The organism is Actinoplanes sp. M2I2 (assembly GCF_023544445.1).
Lineage (GTDB): Bacteria > Actinomycetota > Actinomycetes > Mycobacteriales > Micromonosporaceae > Actinoplanes.
Genome location: NZ_JALPVJ010000002.1, coordinates 177,005 through 193,962, shown reverse-complemented (window position 1 = coordinate 193,962; position 16,958 = coordinate 177,005). Strand labels below are relative to the sequence as shown.

General features: G+C 71.4%; 16 protein-coding genes. 5 read left to right on the top strand and 11 right to left on the bottom strand.

Annotation, left to right across the window (positions count from 1 at the left end):
- Nucleotides 1–23 precede the first annotated feature (23 nt).
- A complete protein-coding gene (locus tag HJC40_RS04635) occupies nt 24–1,310 on the bottom strand; it encodes a cellulose binding domain-containing protein (RefSeq protein WP_249998426.1) in 1,287 nt (428 codons plus the stop codon).
- A 666-nt stretch (nt 1,311–1,976) separates the two neighbouring features.
- Here HJC40_RS04635 and HJC40_RS04630 point away from each other — a divergent pair.
- Both HJC40_RS04630 and HJC40_RS04625 read left to right on the top strand, forming a co-directional pair.
- Complete coding sequence (locus HJC40_RS04630) at nt 1,977–2,996, top strand: glycoside hydrolase family 11 protein (RefSeq protein WP_249998425.1); 1,020 nt, start codon at nt 1,977–1,979, stop codon at nt 2,994–2,996.
- A gap of 55 nt (nt 2,997–3,051) precedes the next feature.
- Nucleotides 3,052–4,722 (top strand): glycoside hydrolase family 43 protein, encoded by a 1,671-nt coding sequence (locus HJC40_RS04625; protein WP_249998423.1) that lies wholly within the window; start codon nt 3,052–3,054, stop codon nt 4,720–4,722.
- A gap of 94 nt (nt 4,723–4,816) precedes the next feature.
- Here HJC40_RS04625 and HJC40_RS04620 read toward each other — a convergent pair whose 3' ends face one another.
- On the bottom strand, nt 4,817–5,737 hold the full coding sequence (locus HJC40_RS04620; protein WP_249998422.1) for a helix-turn-helix transcriptional regulator: 921 nt from the start codon (nt 5,735–5,737) through the stop codon (nt 4,817–4,819).
- Nucleotides 5,738–5,905: 168 nt separating this feature from the next.
- Here HJC40_RS04620 and HJC40_RS04615 point away from each other — a divergent pair, with 168 nt between their 5' ends.
- Nucleotides 5,906–6,766: an SDR family NAD(P)-dependent oxidoreductase gene (locus HJC40_RS04615; protein ID WP_249998419.1), complete on the top strand. Its 861-nt coding sequence runs from the start codon at nt 5,906–5,908 to the stop codon at nt 6,764–6,766.
- A gap of 13 nt (nt 6,767–6,779) precedes the next feature.
- Here HJC40_RS04615 and HJC40_RS04610 read toward each other — a convergent pair whose 3' ends face one another.
- The 5 genes from HJC40_RS04610 to HJC40_RS04590 form a co-directional block, all read right to left on the bottom strand.
- Nucleotides 6,780–8,552, bottom strand: coding sequence for a BTAD domain-containing putative transcriptional regulator (locus tag HJC40_RS04610; protein WP_249998418.1), 1,773 nt, complete (start codon nt 8,550–8,552; stop codon nt 6,780–6,782).
- A 26-nt stretch (nt 8,553–8,578) separates the two neighbouring features.
- Nucleotides 8,579–8,830 carry a DUF4242 domain-containing protein gene (locus HJC40_RS04605; protein WP_249998417.1) on the bottom strand — a complete coding sequence of 84 codons (252 nt, stop codon included), beginning with the start codon at nt 8,828–8,830 and terminating at the stop codon, nt 8,579–8,581.
- 148 nt (nt 8,831–8,978) lie between these two features.
- Complete coding sequence (gene lon / locus HJC40_RS04600) at nt 8,979–11,288, bottom strand: endopeptidase La (protein ID WP_249998416.1); 2,310 nt, start codon at nt 11,286–11,288, stop codon at nt 8,979–8,981.
- Between the two features lie 144 nt (nt 11,289–11,432).
- On the bottom strand, nt 11,433–11,732 hold the full coding sequence (locus HJC40_RS04595) for a hypothetical protein (RefSeq protein ID WP_249998415.1): 300 nt from the start codon (nt 11,730–11,732) through the stop codon (nt 11,433–11,435).
- 118 nt (nt 11,733–11,850) lie between these two features.
- Complete coding sequence (locus tag HJC40_RS04590) at nt 11,851–12,390, bottom strand: hypothetical protein (RefSeq protein WP_249998413.1); 540 nt, start codon at nt 12,388–12,390, stop codon at nt 11,851–11,853.
- Nucleotides 12,391–12,516: 126 nt separating this feature from the next.
- Here HJC40_RS04590 and HJC40_RS04585 point away from each other — a divergent pair, with 126 nt between their 5' ends.
- Nucleotides 12,517–13,191 (top strand): LysE family translocator, encoded by a 675-nt coding sequence (locus tag HJC40_RS04585; RefSeq protein ID WP_249998411.1) that lies wholly within the window; start codon nt 12,517–12,519, stop codon nt 13,189–13,191.
- A 45-nt stretch (nt 13,192–13,236) separates the two neighbouring features.
- Here HJC40_RS04585 and HJC40_RS04580 read toward each other — a convergent pair whose 3' ends face one another.
- Together HJC40_RS04580 and HJC40_RS04575 are read right to left on the bottom strand one after the other, a co-directional pair.
- Nucleotides 13,237–13,434: a hypothetical protein gene (locus HJC40_RS04580; protein ID WP_249998410.1), complete on the bottom strand. Its 198-nt coding sequence runs from the start codon at nt 13,432–13,434 to the stop codon at nt 13,237–13,239.
- A 48-nt stretch (nt 13,435–13,482) separates the two neighbouring features.
- Nucleotides 13,483–14,283 carry an alpha/beta fold hydrolase gene (locus HJC40_RS04575; protein WP_249998408.1) on the bottom strand — a complete coding sequence of 267 codons (801 nt, stop codon included), beginning with the start codon at nt 14,281–14,283 and terminating at the stop codon, nt 13,483–13,485.
- A 100-nt stretch (nt 14,284–14,383) separates the two neighbouring features.
- Between HJC40_RS04575 and HJC40_RS04570 the strand changes: the two genes are divergently transcribed.
- A complete protein-coding gene (locus HJC40_RS04570) occupies nt 14,384–14,794 on the top strand; it encodes a MarR family winged helix-turn-helix transcriptional regulator (protein ID WP_249998407.1) in 411 nt (136 codons plus the stop codon).
- A gap of 25 nt (nt 14,795–14,819) precedes the next feature.
- Here HJC40_RS04570 and HJC40_RS04565 read toward each other — a convergent pair whose 3' ends face one another.
- Both HJC40_RS04565 and HJC40_RS04560 read right to left on the bottom strand, forming a co-directional pair.
- Nucleotides 14,820–15,338 carry a hypothetical protein gene (locus tag HJC40_RS04565; protein WP_249998404.1) on the bottom strand — a complete coding sequence of 173 codons (519 nt, stop codon included), beginning with the start codon at nt 15,336–15,338 and terminating at the stop codon, nt 14,820–14,822.
- Between the two features lie 189 nt (nt 15,339–15,527).
- Complete coding sequence (locus tag HJC40_RS04560; RefSeq protein ID WP_249998403.1) at nt 15,528–16,952, bottom strand: MFS transporter; 1,425 nt, start codon at nt 16,950–16,952, stop codon at nt 15,528–15,530.
- Between the last annotated feature and the right edge of the window lie 6 nt (nt 16,953–16,958).

Sequence of the window (16,958 nt, the reverse complement as noted above, 5' to 3'; positions counted from 1 at the left end):
TCGTGACCGCGAGGTCCACGCCCTCACGCAGCGGTGCAGGCGGAACCGTTGAGTGTGTACGCCGTCGGCGATCCGCTGTCGCCGGTGTGGGTGGCCTGGTAGCCGAAGCTGACCGAGGCGCCCGGCGCCAGCGCCGCGTTGTAGCCCGCGTCGGTCGCGGCGACCTGACCGGACCGGGGTGAGTAGGTCGCGTTCCACCCGCCGGTGATGGCCTGGCCGGCCCGCAGGCTGAAGGCCACAGTCCACCCGTTGACGGCCGAGCTGCCCGTGTTGGTGACGGTGAGGTTGACGGTCAGGCCGTTGTTCCAGGCGTTCACGGTACTGGCGACGCGGCACCCGGCCGGCCCCGGCGACGGCCCGGGCGAGGACGGCCCCGGCGAAGAAGGCCCCGGGGTAGGGCTGGACGGCGGCACCGTGCTGCCGAACTGGGTGAAGAACTGCCACACCTCACTGCCGATCCAGGACGTCGACGCGTTGCGGTCCACCGGCAGCGGCACGTGGTCACCGTCGAACGCCGCCCACTGCACGGGATAGCCGGCCCGGCAGCCCGAGTACGCGGTGGTGATGTGCCCGCCGCTGCCCTGCGCCGGTTCGGGCGGGTTCTGTGCCGTGCAGCCGTTGGCCCGGACGAAGCTGTCCCGGATCGACCGCCCCATCGAGATGTTCAGGACACTGTCCCGGATGCCGTGGATGCCGAAGTAGGCGACCGGCTGGGACGCCGAGGAGCACCCGCTCAGGTTGGCCCCGGCGATCGGCGCGACCGCCCGGAAGACGGTCGGCCGGGCGCAGGCCAGGGCGTAGCTCATGGCGCCGCCGTAGCTGAAGCCGAGGGCGAACCGCTGGGACGGGTCGACGCACAGGTCGTTCTCGACCACCCGCAGGATGTCGTCGACCAGCGTGACGTCCCGGCCGCCGGTGTTGGCCCAGCCGGCGTCGAGTCCCTGGGGGGCCACGAAGATCGCGCTGTCGGCGGATCTCTGCCGCAGACCGTAGAAGTCGTTGCCGACGACGTCGTTCGCGCTGCCGTTGAGCCAGTGCAGGCCGACCACGAGCCGATAGGCCCGGCTGCTGGAGTAGGTGCCGGGCAGCCGGAGTTGATAGGTGCGAGCCTGGCCGCCGCTCTGAATCGTGTAGGTGCCGTCGCGCAGGGTCGGGGCCTTCCCGCACCCGGCCGTGGCGGCCAGGGCACTGTTCTGACCGGCCGAGGCCGTCCCGCCGGTCAGCACCGCCGTCCCGGCGATCACCAGCGACGCCACGACGGCGATCGCCGGGCCGAGAATCCCGCGTCTGCGTGCTCTTCGATCTGCCATCGGAAGGCTCCTCATCGCCCCGTCGGTGGGTCGGGATGGTGCCGGGCGGTCCGTGCGTCGAGCCGACCGCGCAGACAGGCGCTCGATCACCCTGGTGCATTCACAGCCGCCAATGCCGAAGGGCTCCGGCCGTGTTGGCGAGGATCGTACGGGAGCGCTCCCAAAATTCTCAAGAAGGACATTGACACCGCCTGCGCCGGCCGGCTCTGAAAGGGCAGCTCAAGACCCGTGACGCCTCGCCGTAACAGGTTTTCAGCGACAACCTTTGGCGAATGAAGAAAACACCCAGACACCCTCGAAGCGCTTCGATCGATCTCGTAAGTTTCGGAGATGCCCACCGTGACTAGGTTTTGCCAATGTCAATCGGCGATCTCAGCGGCTCACGATCATGCCGTCTCAGGCGGTCCAGGCTGCGGTTACGGACACCCGAGAGCCGCGATGATCGAGCTCGGTATTTCCGTAAGGTTTCCGTAAGTTGTTGACAGGCCGACGCCCGGCGGGCCACCATCTCGCAATGACGGGCCTCGATGGCCGTCCACCCCCGCCCCGACGGATGACACCGCTTCACGGTGACGCTCGTCTTTGTCATCGGCATCCCTCCGATGTGGTTTGCCGGGGCCGTGGGGCTGTTCCCCGTCAGCCCCTTCATGAGGAGGACCCACTCACATGACCGCAGATCTCGACCACCCGAAACGCCACCGACGTGGCCGCATCCGCCTGCTCGCCGGGGCCGCCTGCGCTCTGGCGATGACAGTCTCCGGGCTGGCGGTGGCCGGCGTCGCCCACGCCGAGGCCGACCGGACCCTCACCTCGAACCTCACCGGCACCCACAACGGGTACTACTTCTCGTTCTGGAAGGACAGCGGTGACGCCAGCATGACGCTGCGCGCCGACGGCCGGTACTCCAGCAACTGGGGCCGCAGCACCAACAACTGGGTCGGCGGCAAGGGCTGGGCCACCGGCAACCGGCGCACGATCAGCTATTCGGGCAGCTACAACCCGAACGGCAACAGCTACCTCGCCCTGTACGGGTGGACCCGCAGCCCGCTGATCGAGTACTACGTCGTGGAGAACTTCGGGACCTACAACCCGAGCAGCGGCGCGACCCGGATGGGCTCGGTGACCACCGACGGCAGCACCTACGACATCTACCGCAGCCAGCGGGTCAACCAGCCGTCGATCGACGGCAACGCCACGTTCTACCAGTTCTGGAGCGTACGCCAGCAGAAGCGCAGCTCCGGCACGATCACCACGGCCAACCACTTCGACGCCTGGGCCCGCGCCGGGCTGAACCTCGGCACCAACCACAGCTACCAGATCATGGCCACCGAGGGCTACCAGAGCAGCGGCAGCTCCGACATCACCGTCCGCGAGGGCACCGGCGGGGGCACCAACCCGACCACCCCGCCGCCGGGGAACGGCAGCAACTGCAACGCCACGCTGTCGGCCGGCGAGCAGTTCGGCGACCGCTACAACCTCAACGTCGCGGTCAGCAACGCCAGCAACTGGACGGTCTCGCTCAATCTCAACGGTGGCCAGAGCGTGCAGAACAGCTGGAACGCCGCCGTCACCGGCTCGACCGGGACCGTCACGGCCCGGCCGAACGGCAACGGCAACAGCTTCGGCGTGACGATCATGGCCAACGGCAACTGGACCTGGCCGACCGTCACCTGCCGGACCAGCTGACCCTCGTGGCGCGGCGGGCCCGTCCCGCCGCGCCACCCTCGGCGGAAGGTTGTTCATGACGATCGCCCGGCCCGGCCTCGCCCCTCTCGGCGACAGCGGCACCGGCAACGCGATGATCCGGAACCCGGTGCTGCCCGGCTTCCACCCGGATCCCTCGATCCTGCGGGTCGGCTCCGACTACTACATCGCCACGTCGACCTTCGAGTGGTACCCCGGTGTGCGGGTGCACCACTCGACCGATCTGGTGCATTGGCAGCCGCTCGGCGGCGTGCTGACCGAGCGGCGGCTGCTCGACCTCACCGGAACAGCCGACTCGTGCGGTGTCTGGGCGCCCAATCTCACGTACGCCGACGGCCTGTTCCACCTGCTGTACACCGACGTGGCGACCTTCGCGGGCGGCTACTGGGATCCGCAGAACTACCTGGTCACCGCGCCGAGCCTGGCCGGTCCGTGGTCCGGCCCGGTGGTCCTGCACGGCCGCGGCTTCGACGCGTCGCTGTTCCACGACGAGGACGGCGCCACCTGGATGCTGTCCATGAGCGCCGATTGGCGACCCGGCCGCGATCGCTTCGCCGGCATCGAGATCCAGCGGTACGACCGTCGCGCCGGCCACCTGACCGGCCCGGCCCACCGGATCTTCGAAGGCACCGGCGCCGGCCTGACCGAGGCGCCCAACGTCTACCGCAAGGACGGCTGGTACTACCTGGTCACCGCCGAGGGCGGCACCAGCTGGACGCATCAGGTCACCGTCGCCCGGTCCCGGCACCTGCTCGGGCCGTACGAGGTGGATCCGGCCGGGCCGCTGCTGACCTCGGCCGGGCACCCGGAGCTGACCCTGCAGAAGGCCGGTCACGGAAGCCTCGTCCGGACGCCGGCCGGCGAGTGGTATCTGGCCCACCTGGTCGCCCGCCCGTACTCGCCGTCCGGCCGCTGTGTCCTCGGCCGCGAGGCTGCCCTGCAGCCGGTGGACTGGCCGGAGGGCGGATGGCCCCGCATCCCCGGCGGTGTGCCGGCCGAGCAGGTCCGGGCCCCCGCCGGCGTCGCCGCGACGATCCGGCCGCCGTCCACCGAGCAGCTCGAGGACGACCACTTCGACGCGCCGGTGCTCGGGGCCAACTGGTCGACCCTGCGCCGCCCGGCCACCCCGGACTGGATCGATCTGTCCGCCCGCCGCTCGCATCTGCGGATCCGGGGCGGCCAGTCGCCGATGGCCCGGCACCGCCCCAGCCTGGTCGCCCGCCGGGTGACGGCACCGCGATGCACCTTCGACGCGATCTGCGATTTCGCGCCGGCCGGCTTCCGCCAACTGGCCGGAATCACCGCGTACTACAACTCCCGCAACTGGTACTACCTGCACGTGACCGCCAACGACGACGGCACACCGGTGCTCGACGTGCTGTATTGCGACAGCGGGCGGGTGACCGCGGCGCCGGGTCTGCGCACGACCCTGGCGGCCGGGCCACGGGTGGGACTGCGTCTCCGCCTCGACGGCCCGGCCCTGACCTTCGCCTACACGACCGGGCCGGACGACGCCCGGCCCGTCTGGCACGACCTCGGCCACCGGTTCGACGCGACCACCCTGTCCGACGAGTACGCCGCGACGATGGTCCCCGGCGAACCCGAGGCCTGGGGTTTCACCGGCGCCTTCGTCGGCCTCTGGGTCCAGGATCTGGGGGCCGAGGGCGGCTACGCCGACTTCGACCGGGCCTTCTTCCGTACGGACTGACGGCGCGCGATCAGGCGCTCCCACGGAAGCGCCCGGGATCGGTCGACCAGCGTGAACGCCGTACACACGCGCTGCTTCAACGGCGGCTGACCGGTCAGGCCGAGCCGGTCCGGGGATCGCCCGGGACGGCCTCTTCCCGCGCCGGGAGGCCGCCGCGGGCGGTGGGGTCAGCCGGCTGGTGCGCGGCCCACAGAGCCAGCAGGCGCAGGTTGTCGTGGGAGGCGCTGCCCGGGGCGGTGGTGTAGACGAACAGCGTCTGGTCCTCGTCGCCCGGCAGGGCCAGCGCCTCGTACTGGAGGGTGATCGGCCCGACGGCGGGGTGGGTCATGTGTTTGGTGCCGTGCGTGCGCTCGTGCACCCGGTGCGCGTTCCACCACGTACGGAACTCGGGGCTCTTGATCGTCAGTTCGCCGACCAGCTCGGTGAGCAGCGGGTCGTCGAGGTGACGGCCGGCGTAGAGGCGCAGGGTCCCGACCACCTCGGCCGCCACGGTCGGCCAGTTGAGGAACGCCGCGCGGGCAGACGGGTCCAGAAAGACCCACCGGGTGTAGTTGCGGTGCCGCGCGGGCAGCCGGGTCCAATCGGTGAGCAGCGCCTTGGCCAGCGTGTTGGACGCGAGGACGTCGGTGCGGCGGCCGACGATGAACGCGGGGTGGTCGACCATCGAGGCGATCATCTGCTGCATCGCCGGCCGGACCCGCTGGACCGGCACCTGCCCGGAGCGGCGCCGGACCGGCCGGGCCAGATCGGCCAGATGGGCCCGGGCGGCCACGTCGAGCTGGAAGACCCGGGCCAGGGCGTCCAGGACCGCTTCGGACGGGCTGGCATGCCGGCCCTGCTCGAGGCGGGTGTAGTAGTCGACGCTCACGCCGGCCAGCTGCGACACCTCCTCGCGGCGCAACCCGGTCACCCGCCGGCCGCTCTCACCGGCCCAGCCGTCCAGGCCGACCGCCTCGGGCGCCGTGCCGGCCCGGCACTTGCGCAAGAAGTCGCCCAGTTCTGTGCGTCCCGCCATGACTCCATGATTGCCGCCCGGACGGTCCGGCGCCCAGCCGTTGGGTGGGCATGGCATTCCCAGGCAGCGCTGGGCCGGGCAGACCGTGTGACCGGGCCCGGCGCCGAAGCAGCATTCAAGGCGTGCCCCGGACCTCGGGGAACTCAGCCGCTCGTCAAGGAGACACCCATGCCGTACCCCACCGACGCATCCGCGACCTGGTTCGTCACCGGCGCCTCACGCGGCCTCGGCCTCGAACTGGTCAAGCAGCTGCTGCAGCGCGGTGACAACGTGGCCGCGACCACCCGGTCGGCCGAGAGGCTGACCACGGCCCTGGCCGGCGCCGACGTCTCCCGCCTGCTGATCCTGCCGGTGGACCTCGCCGACGAGAAGGCCGTGACCGCCGCCGTGCGGGAGACCACCGACCGGTTCGGCGCCCTCGACGTCGTCGTCAACAACGCCGGGTACGGCATGCTGGCCGCGGTCGAGGAGGTCAGCGACGCCGAGGCGCGAGAGCTGTTCGACGTCCAGGTCTTCGGGACGTGGAACGTGCTGCGGGCCGTCCTGCCCGGCCTGCGCGCCCGCCGCAGCGGCCACATCGTCAACGTCTCGTCCATCCTGGGGCTGACGACCTTCCCCGGGTGGGGCGCCTACTGCGCGGCCAAGTACGCCCTGGAGGGTCTGACCGGTTCCCTCGCCGCGGAGATGGCCGGCTTCGGGATCCGGGTCACCCTGGTCGAGCCCGGCTACATGCGGACCGACTTCCTGCGTACGTCGAGCCTGCGCCTGCCGGAGCGGACCACCGACGGGTACGGTGCCATCCGCGAGATGACCGACGCCCACCTGGCCATGCCCGGATCCCAGCTCGGCGACCCGGCCAAGGCGGCCACCGCGATCATCACCGTGGCCGAGGGCAGCGCCGCGCCGCTGCACCAGATCCTCGGCTCCGACTCCTACGGGCTGGCCAAGGCTCAGCTGGACGCCCTCACCGCCGACCTCGAAGCCGCCCGGCCGCTCGCCACCAGCACCGACATCCCCGCCGACGCCTGAGCGGCCACCAGGCTTACCGAATCCGGAGCAGAGGATTGTCGATCTCGCAGGCCAGCACCGCGGCGGCGGCGTGGTCGCCGGGACCGTCGCTGTGCCGCAGGGCCCGGACGGTCATCTCGCGCATGCCGGTGCGCGAGGCCAGCCGGCCCAGCGCGTCGGCCCAGACCCGTACGTCGGGGTGCCCGTGCCGGCGGCCGAGCTCGCACTGGGCGTCCAGGATGTGCGCGTCGAGCCAGACGTACGGATCGGCCAGCCGGTTGGACCGCGTGCGGGCGTCGGCGAGCAGGTCGAACGCCCGCCCGGGGTCCCCGGCCGCCTCGGCCACGAGAGCGAGCGACCGGGCGGCCATTCCCTCCCAGCACGGGTCGCCGATCTGGCAGGCCCGGGCGAAGGCCTGCCGCAGGATGCGCGCCGCGGCGGCGGGGTCGGCCGAAGCCAGGTGGACCTCGCCCCGCAGGGCCTGCGGCCAGGGCAGGAAGGCCAGCCAGTGGTCGCGCTCGGCGATCCGGATGGCGTCGTCGAGCCGCGCGGCGGCCGGCTGGAGCTCACCGGTGAGCAGATGGGCCCGGCCGAGCATGGACGACGCGTACGCCTCGGTGCGCGCGTCGCCGGCCTCGCGGGCCAGCCGGATCGCCCGGTCCAGGTGCGTCGTCGCCCGGGGGTAGGCGGCGCGGTCGCTCGCCACGGAGCCGAGATAAGTGGTCACGCGGGCGGTGATCGCGGGCGAGCCGCCGGCCAGGTCGAGGGCGTCGCCGAGCCACCGATCGGCGCGGTCGTAACGGGCCCGCAGGAAGTCGACGTACCCGATCTCGGCCCGGGCCCGCGCCGCGGCCGCCCGGTCCCCGGCGGCCCGGGCGATCCGGTCGGCCTCGTGCAGGGTGGCCAGGCCCTCCTCGTCCATCCCGCGCAGCGAATGGATCAGCGCCTCGGCCAGCCGGAGCCGGGCCGCGAGCCGCCACCGGGCCGACGTCGCGCGGTCGGCCAGCCGGACCGCGGTCCGCAGCGACCGTACGCCGGTCTCGACCGAACCCGCGGCCACCGCGGCCGCGCCCGACTCGACGATCGCCTCGAGGGAGGCGTCGTCGGCGACGGTGTCCCGTTGCCGGCGGGGCTCGCGCAACGCCGCCTCGACCGCGATGCCCGGCGCGACACCGAGCTCCTTCTCGAACAGCTCGGTGACCGCCGCGTACTGCTCGCGGGCGGCCCGGTTGTCGCCGGCCAGCCGGTACAGCCGGATGACCAGGGCCTGATGGTTCTCGTCGAGCGGGTTCATCGCCGCCGCCCGCACCGCGAGCCCGCGGGCGGTCACGAGGTCGCCCGCGGCCAGCCGGCCCAGCGCGGCCTCGTGCAGGATCGCCTCGGCGGCCGCGGCGATCCGCCGGCGTTCGGAGAGCAGCCACGACTCGAACGCGGGCGCGCCCCGGACGGCGAGGCCGTCGAGCAGCTCCGCGCCGAGGCCGGGCAGGTCGACGGCCGTGGCCCACGAGCCGTGGCGGAGCACGTCGACGTCGACGACCGCGCCGGGCGGCAGCCGCAGCCGAACCGGGTCTCCGTCCACGTCCACGCCCAGGCAGCGGCGGATCTCGGCCAGGCCCCACCGCAGGGCCCGCAGCGGGTCGTCGGCCTCCGCGTAGAGGAGTCCGGCCAGCCCGCCGCGGGTCGGCGGCCGCTCGCTGAGCACGAGACAGGCCAGCAGGGCCCAGCTCTTGCGACTGCGGACCTGGTACGCCACCCCGTCGGACCGGTCGACGCGGGGAGAGCCGAGCAGGTGCACCGTCAGACCCATCGCCGGCCCTCCCCCCGCTGTGCTGGTCAGCCCTGGGCGCTGATCGGATAGATCTCGTCGGCGACGAGGCCGTGGGCCCGGCGGTGCACGGTGTTGGCCGCCTCCGCGTCGGGCGCCTCGACCAGGCAGAAGACCTTTCCGGCCTCCTCGTCCACCCAGTACTTCAGATAGTTGACCCCATGCGGGCCCTGGGTGGCCAGATCGGCCTCGTGCGCGGCGGCGACGTCGCTCGCCGTCACGCCACCCTCGACATGGTGGATGTCCATGAAAACGGGCATGGTCTGCTCCTGACTGCACAGTCCCGAGCTTGTTCCCGGGTTCTGGCGCCATCCGACCGGACGCCCGTTTGACACACCGTTTGACACCACAAAGAGCCGCCCGGGGATTGTCCCCGGGCGGCTCTCGCCGGTCTTCCAGCTTCGCCGATCAGGCCGCCGCAACCAGTCCGGCCGACACCGGCTCCAGGGCCGTGCCCAGGATCTCCCGTACGTCGGAGACGATGTGCACGGTCAGGGCGGCCAGCACGTCGGCCGGGACCTCGTCGAGGTCGGGCTCGTTGCGCTGCGGCAGATAGACCTCGGTCAGGCCGGACCGCTGGGCGGCGAGCAGCTTCTGCTTCACCCCGCCGATCGGCAGGACCCGGCCGGTCAGCGAGACCTCGCCGGTCATGCCGACCTCGGCGCGCACGTTGCGGCCGAGCAGCAGCGAGACCAGCGCGGTCGTCATCGTCACGCCGGCCGACGGCCCGTCCTTGGGCACCGCGCCCGCGGGCACGTGCAGGTGGATCGGGTGGTCGAGCTGCTCGGGCGAGATGCCGAGCTCCTCGGCGTGGGCCCGCACGTAGGACAGCGCGATCTGGGCCGACTCCTTCATCACGTCACCGAGCTGACCGGTGACCGACAGCCCACCCTTGTCGCCCGGCAGCAGCGACGCCTCGATGTAGAGCACGTCACCGCCCATCCCGGTCACGGCCAGACCGGTGGCCACGCCGGGAACCGCGGTGCGCTCGGACGACTCCGGCAGGAACCGCGGCCGCCCGATGAGGTCCTTGAGGTCGGCCGGACCGACGGTGACCGGCAGCTCGCGCAGGGCGGCCTTGCGGAACGCCTTGGCCAGCAACCGTTCCAGGGACCGGACGCCGGCCTCCCGGGTGTAGTTGGCGGCGATCTCGCGCAGCGCGTCCTCGGTGACGGTCACCTCGCCGGCCGACAGGGCGGCCCGCTCCAGCTGCCGGGGCACCAAGAAGTCGCGGGCGATGGCGACCTTGTCGCTCTCGGTGTAGCCGTCGATCGAGATGAGCTCCATCCGGTCGAACAGCGCCTGCGGGATCGTGTCGAGCACGTTGGCGGTCGCGATGAACACCACGTCGGACAGGTCCAGATCGAGGTCCAGGTAGTGATCGCGGAACGTGTGGTTCTGCGCCGGGTCCAGCACCTCGAGCAGCGCGGCCGCGGGGTCGCCGCGGTAGTCGCTGCCGACCTTGTCGACCTCGTCGAGCAGGACGACCGGGTTCATCGAGCCGGACTCGCGGATAGCGCGCACGATCCGTCCGGGCAGGGCCCCGACATACGTACGGCGGTGGCCGCGGATCTCCGCCTCGTCGCGCACGCCACCGAGGGCGACCCGGACGAACTTGCGGCCGAGCGTGCGCGCGACCGACTCCCCCAGCGACGTCTTGCCGACTCCGGGCGGCCCGGCCAGCAGGATCACCGCGCCCGAGCCACGGCCGCCGACGAGCTCGAGGCCCCGCGACTCGCGGCGGGCGCGCACGCCGAGGTACTCGACGATGCGTTCCTTGACCTCGTCGAGCCCGTGGTGGTCGGCGTCGAGCACCGCCCGGGCCGCGGCCAGGTCGGTGTTGTCGGTGGTGCGGACGTTCCACGGCAGGTCGAGAACGGTGTCGAGCCAGGTGCGGATCCACCCCGCCTCGGGGTTCTGGTCGCCGGCCCGCTCGAGCTTGCCCACCTCGAGCAGCGCCGCCTCACGAACCGCGTCGGGCAGGCCGGCCGCCTCGACCCGGGCGCGGTAGTCGTCGTTGCCGTCGGCCTCGCCCTCGCCGAGCTCCTTGCGGATGGCCTTGAGCTGCTCGCGCAGCAGGTACTCGCGGTTGCGCTTCTCGACCGATTCGCGGACGTCGCCCTCGATCTTGTCGCTGACCTCGGACTCGGCCAGGAAGTCGCCGGTCCACTCGATCAGCAGCCGGAGGCGGGCTTCCACATCGGCCGTCTCGAGCAGCTCGCGCTTGCGGTCGTTGGACAGATAGGGGGCCCAGCCGGCGGTGTCGGCCAGGTCACCGGGATCGTCGATCGCGCTGACCGAGTCGATGACCTGCCACGCCTCGCGGCGCTCCAACACCGAGACCACCAACTGCTTGTACTCGGCGGCGAGCTCACGGGCCCGGTCGGTCGGCACGCCGGCCTCGACCGGTTCGACCTCGACCCACAGCGCGGCGCCGGGGCCGGTCACGCCGCCGCCGATGCGGGCCCGGACACCCGTACGCAGAACGGCCGCCGGGGTCCCGCCGCGGGACTTGCCGACCTGCTTGACCCCGGCCACGACGCCGTGGGACGCGTAGCGGTCCTCGAGCCGCGGGGCGATGAGCAGCTCGGAGCCGGCCGAGGTGCGGGCCGCGTCGACGGCCGCCTGGGCCGCCTCGTCCAGCTCGACCGGAACGACCATGCCGGGCAGCAGGACGATGTCGTCGAGGAACAACACGGGGAGACGCTTGCTGGTCATCCAGCACCTCCGAATAGGTTGAGTATGTGCCGCTCAACCTCCCGGGTGCCGATCCTCTTCCGGCGTTCACTCCTGGCGGAACCGAAGCCCCGTCCCCGCTTGGCGAACGCGGCCCGACGGCCATCGGTGCCCGCGTACTCCTGGTCAGACGGGATCGGTGAACGAGACCGGCTTGCCGGCGGCCCGGGCGTAGGCGATCTCCCTGCTCGTGGACTCGCCGACATACCCACCGGGGTTGACGACCAGCACCCGGTCAGCCAGGTCGATCTTGCTCAGGTGAAGCGCGTCCAGCGCCGCCTTCTGCTCGCCGGTGACCGGCTCCTCCGCCTCACCCGGCGCGACGACGATGACCCCGGCGAAGGTCAGGTCACGGTTCGCCGTACGCATCTCGTCCCTGAAGCGCACAGAGCCACAGATGCAGACGATCTCCGGTCGGTCGGTCACGGCTCAGCCCTCCGGTCGTTCACGAAACCGTCAGTGTGCACGTCGACATCTCAAACAGACGCCCGGTCATGACCAAGACAACGCGCTCATCCGAGTACCCGGTTCGGACCTCTGTCCGTCACAGCTTCGCCACTGCCGCCTCGACCTTCTTGGCCAGTGACGGTTTGACATTGCCGCTGACCCGCACAAGCCCGGTTCCGTCGCCGGTGCGGTAGTGCCACTCGGTGCCCAGGATCGGGCTTTCCGCCTGCAGGCTCTTGATGTAATCGCTACGCCGCTGCGCCAGGTCGGCGTTGTCGAAGACCTCGACGACCAAGCCCCGATCAACCGAGTACTTCTCACCTCCCTTGTCGCCACCGGGCAGGTCAGCCGAAGCACGTGAGGCATAGCCGTTCGGCCGGCCCAGGAGGTTGTTCGGGTCGTTGTCCTCCGTCTGAGCCGCACCACGGGCGAGCCCCAGCTCCGCCGCCTGCAGCTTCTTGAGAATCACGGCGGCAGTCAGCGGCTCCTTCTCGACAGCAGGCGCCGCTGCGGGCTCGGCCGCCTGTTGCTGCGTCACCGGCGCCGACACCGATGGCGCAACGGTCGAACCGCCACCACAACCACCCATCGAGGCAAGCAGGGTTGCAGCAACGACAAGAACAACGGGTTTACGCATTCGCGCAGGTTAGCGGCCGTTATCGACGCCGATCACCCGAGCATTGGTCGGCCGGTCAGACGATGGCGGCAAAACATAGAGCCGAGGAGAGAGAGTGACCGCACGAGCGATAGGAAGCCAAGCGTGATGTCCGTTTCCCGCCAGCTCTGTGGCGCGATCCCAGCTAGCTTGATGCGGATGAGCTGGACGGCGTACGCGACCTATCTGAGCTTTGCCATCGTGGTCGTTCTGATACCGGGTCCGGACTTCGCCGTCGTGGTGGGCAACACCGTGTCGGGCGGGAGGACTCGCGGGAGGTGGTGTGCCGCCGGGGTGGCTTCGTCGAACGCCGTGCAGGGCACTGCGGCGGTGGTGGGGCTCGGGGCGCTCGTGGTCGCGGCCCAGCCGGTGTTTCAAGCGATCAAATGGCTGGGTGCGGCCTATCTGGGCTACCTCGGCGTGCGGTTGTTGTGGTCGGCCCTGCGCGGGCGGTACGAATCGTCCGGCCCGGTCGTCGACCAGCACGCCGCCCGGCGTGGGTGGCGGCAGGGTTTCGTCTCGAACATCACCAACCCGAAGGTTCTGGTGTTCTACGTGGCGGTTCTGCCGCAGTTCATGACCCCGGGCGCGGGCGGGCCGACGCTGCTGGTGTTCGCTCTCAGCCACGCCTTGCTGTCTTTGGCCTACCTGCTCACGCTGACAGCCGTGATCGACCGCGCCCGGGGGCTGCTCACGCGCCGGCCGGTGCGCCGATGCCTGGACGCGGTGACGGGTGTCGCGATGCTCGGGTTCGGTGCCCGGCTGGCCTTCGCATCACGATGACGGTGCACCGGCCCGGCTCATCGCGGACGGGGCTCGGCCCAGGGTTCACCTCGGCCAGCGGGCCCGGCCCGGGCGCTTGAAGACGAAGACGGCGCCGGCGGTGAGAACGACGCCGATGACGCCCCAGAGCAGATCGCGGCGCAGCACGGCCGAGATGATCATGAGGATGCCCATGACCACCGCCAGCCCGGCGAGGAGTTCCAGGCCGTAGCCGAAGATCGACCTAGCTTTGATGTCCACCATGGACGCGTCCGTACCCGGCGCCATGGAAGGGCAAACCGGTGGAGCGCCTCAAGGCCTGGCGGTGGCGTGGGCGTCGGCGAACGCCCACACGACCTCGATCAGCTCGTCGGGGCTTTCGATCTGCGGCAGGTGGCCGGTCCCGGGCAGCAGGCTGAACGTCGCGCCGGGGATGGCGGCGGCGAACGCCCGGCCGTAGTCGGGATCGGCGATCCGGTCGGCTTCGCCCCAGACGACGAGGGCCGGCGTCCGCACCTCACCGAGCCGGCCGGCCAGCGCGGGGTCGGTCATCGCGCGACCGGCGTACACCTCGAGGACCGCGCGGTTGCCGGCCATCGCCTCCCGGGCCGGCGGGGGCAGCGTGGACGGGTCGATCCCGTACGTCGCGGGGTCGTGATAACTGCGCTGGGCCAGTTCGGCCGGGGTGAGCGCGAAGAAGTCGGCGACCGGGTGGCCGGGAACCTCGATGCCCACGGCGTCGACCAGGACGTAACTGCTGACCCGGGGCGAATGCAGCAGGGCCATCTCGGCGGCGACCCAGCCCCCGATCGAGTTGCCGACCACGGTCACGTCCTGAAGGTCCAGGGCTTCGAGCAGGGCGGCGTACGTGGCGGCGAGCCCGGCGATCGACCCGAGCGAGGCCGGACGAGGGGTGGCGTTGAAGCCCGGGTGAACAGGGGTGAACACGTGCGCGTGCGCGTGCTCGGCGGCGGCGAACCGGTCGGCCCACGGCTCGACGGTCCGGGGTCCGCCACCGCCATGGAGCAGCAGCACAGGATGACCCTGCCCCCGCTCGGTGACGGTGAGGTCGAAGGCGCCGAGGCCGGGGACGGTGATCGAGTGGATGGTCATGGGGCTCCTTGGACGGCGGCAGGCCCGTGGCGGCCCGGCACTATATAAGGAACCTTAGATCAGGTTCCTTATATACGCAACCTTGCCCTAGACTCGAACCGTGAGCACCTCGTTGCAGCAGGTCGGGCTGGCCGTCAAGCGCCTCCAGTGGCGGCACCACCGCGAGATGAACCGCCGGCTGGGCCCGCTCGGCCTGTCGCTGGTGCAGTGGGACACCCTGCGCCACCTGCACGACGACCCCGGCGCCTCGCTGCACCGGCTGGCCGAGCTCACCTTTCAGACCGACCAGTCCATGGGCGAGCTGGCCCGGCGGATGGTCGACCGCGGGCTCATCGAGCGCCTCGAAGGGCCGGGGCGCAGGGTCCGGCACCGGATCTCCCCCACCGGCGACGAGCTGCGGCGGGCCGGCGGCGAGGTGGCCGACGGCGTCCTGGCCGAGTCTCTCGGGCAGCTCAGCGCGGCCGAGCGGGAGACCCTCCATGAGTTGCTGCTCAAGGCCTCGCGCCAGTGACCGACGGCGGAACCCTCGTCGACGGTCAGCCCTTGACGATGTGGTCGTAGCGCATCGGCCGGTAGCCATCGCTGCGGGCGGATCGCACGTTCACCCTGTGGCGCCGCATGTCCGAAGCGGCGTCGCGAAGCTCGTAGACCCAGAAATCCGCCTTCGTCCCCTCGTCGACCCAGGCATCGAAGAGACAGACGTGCAAGCCCTCATTGAGCAGCGCGTCACCGGGCAGCAGATCGTTCCAGTCGATCTCGTGTGAGTAGCCGCCCAGAGTACGAGTCGTGGCGCTGGTCGTCAGCTTCCACGTCATGGAGACGAATCCCGAGGAGTCCTGACGATACTGGCGGCCCCGATTGATGTCCCAGGCGAAGGCGCCGACGTCGTACGGCACGTGGCGGTCGAGCCAGTTCTCGGCCCGGTTGATGACGATGCTCCGCTTGACGTCGCCGCCGTAGGCGGGCGCGGCGGCGGCCGGCACCTGGAGTACCGCCACCGACGCGGTCACGCCCACGACGACCGCAACGACAAGATTCCTGAAAATGGCTCGCATGGACGAGACTATTCCTAAGTAGACAGCTCACCGCAACCACGCTCCAGGCCTCGAGCTCCTGCATGTCGAGGACGAAGCGGTAGCGCACGTCGTTGCGCTTCAGGCGGGCCAGCGCCTCGTCGACGTCGTGAGCGGCCAGGACCTCGACGTCGGTCCCAGCGCGCCGAGCGAGCACAGCGTGCCATCCCTTCAGGTGAGGTTCGTACGGGATCGGGGCAGGGCCACGGCGGCGAGGAACGCGATGGTCGCGGAGACCGCCCCGGCGAGGTAGAGCGTGGTGTAGCCGTCGCCGGCCGGCGCGGTGGCTCCGGCCAGGAGGCCGAACCCGGCGCTGCCCAGCGCGCTCCCCAGGTTGCGGGCCAGGGCGTTCACGCCGCTCGCGGCGGCCGCCTGAGGTGCGGGGGTGGCGGCGAGGATGAGCGCGGGCATGGCCGAGTAGGCGACCGCCACGCCGCCCGAGACGATGACGGTGCTCAGCACGAGCTGCCACAGCCCTTCGCGCGGGAAGAGCTGCGGGGCGAACCCGAGCACGACGGCCAGGGCGGCGACACGCAGGGCGGCCCGGCCCCCGTGGCGCGAGACGAGGCGAGCCCCCAGCGGCGCCGAGACGGCCATCGCCACCCCGCCCGGCAGCATCAGCAGCCCCGCCTCGATGACCGGGCGACCGAATCCGCCGGCTTCGTCGGCCGGTAACTGCAGCAGGGTCATCGCGGCCAGGAAGCTGATGAAGAAGCCGGCGCCCAGGGCCAGACCGGCCACGTTGGTGAGGAGGACCGGGGGCAGCATCGCCAGCCGCAGATCCACGATGGGATGCCGCCTCCGCAGCTCGAACACGCTGAAGGACAGGAGAACCAGAACGGCCGCGGTGAAGAGACCGATCGTCGCCGGCGATCCCCACCCCCACCGCGCGGCCTGACTGATCGGTATCAGCAACGTCGTGAGGCCGGCCGTGAGGAGCAAGGCGCCGAACCAGTCGACGTCGTGCGCACCCCCGGCCGGCCGCGCGTCCGGCGGCACGAGCAGAGCGGTTGCGACCAGGACCGCCGCCCCGACGACGGCGGAGGTCCAGAACACACCGGCCAGTCCCCAGCCGGCGGCCAGGACGCCCGCAAGGGGCAGCCCGGCCGCCCCGCCCACTCCCAGCATGGCGCTGACGAGGGCGATGCCGGAGGGACGACGGGACGGCGGGACGATACCGGCGATGACTCCTATGCCCAGCGGGATCGACGCCGTCGAGAGCCCCTGAATCGCCCGGCCGGCCAGCAGCACGCCGAAGTCGGTGGTGACGGCACAGACCACCGAACCGACTACGAACGCGGCGATGGCGACGAGGAGCAACCTCCTGCGGCCGAGCTGATCACCCAGGCGGCCCAGGAGAGGGTTCGCCACCGCGCCGACGATGACGGTGACCGTGATCAGCCAGCCGGCGGTCGCGGCCGGGACGTTCAACTCGCGGGGCAGTGCGGGCAGCACCGGGACCACGAGAGCCTGCGTGAGAGACGTGATGAACGCGGCGCCGGCGATGACGACCACGGCGAACCGGAAACGTCCGGCCGGCCGCGAGTCCGGGGCCGGGCGGAGGGCAGGGGCCCGCCGGCGTACGAAGGAAGTCATGGGAGA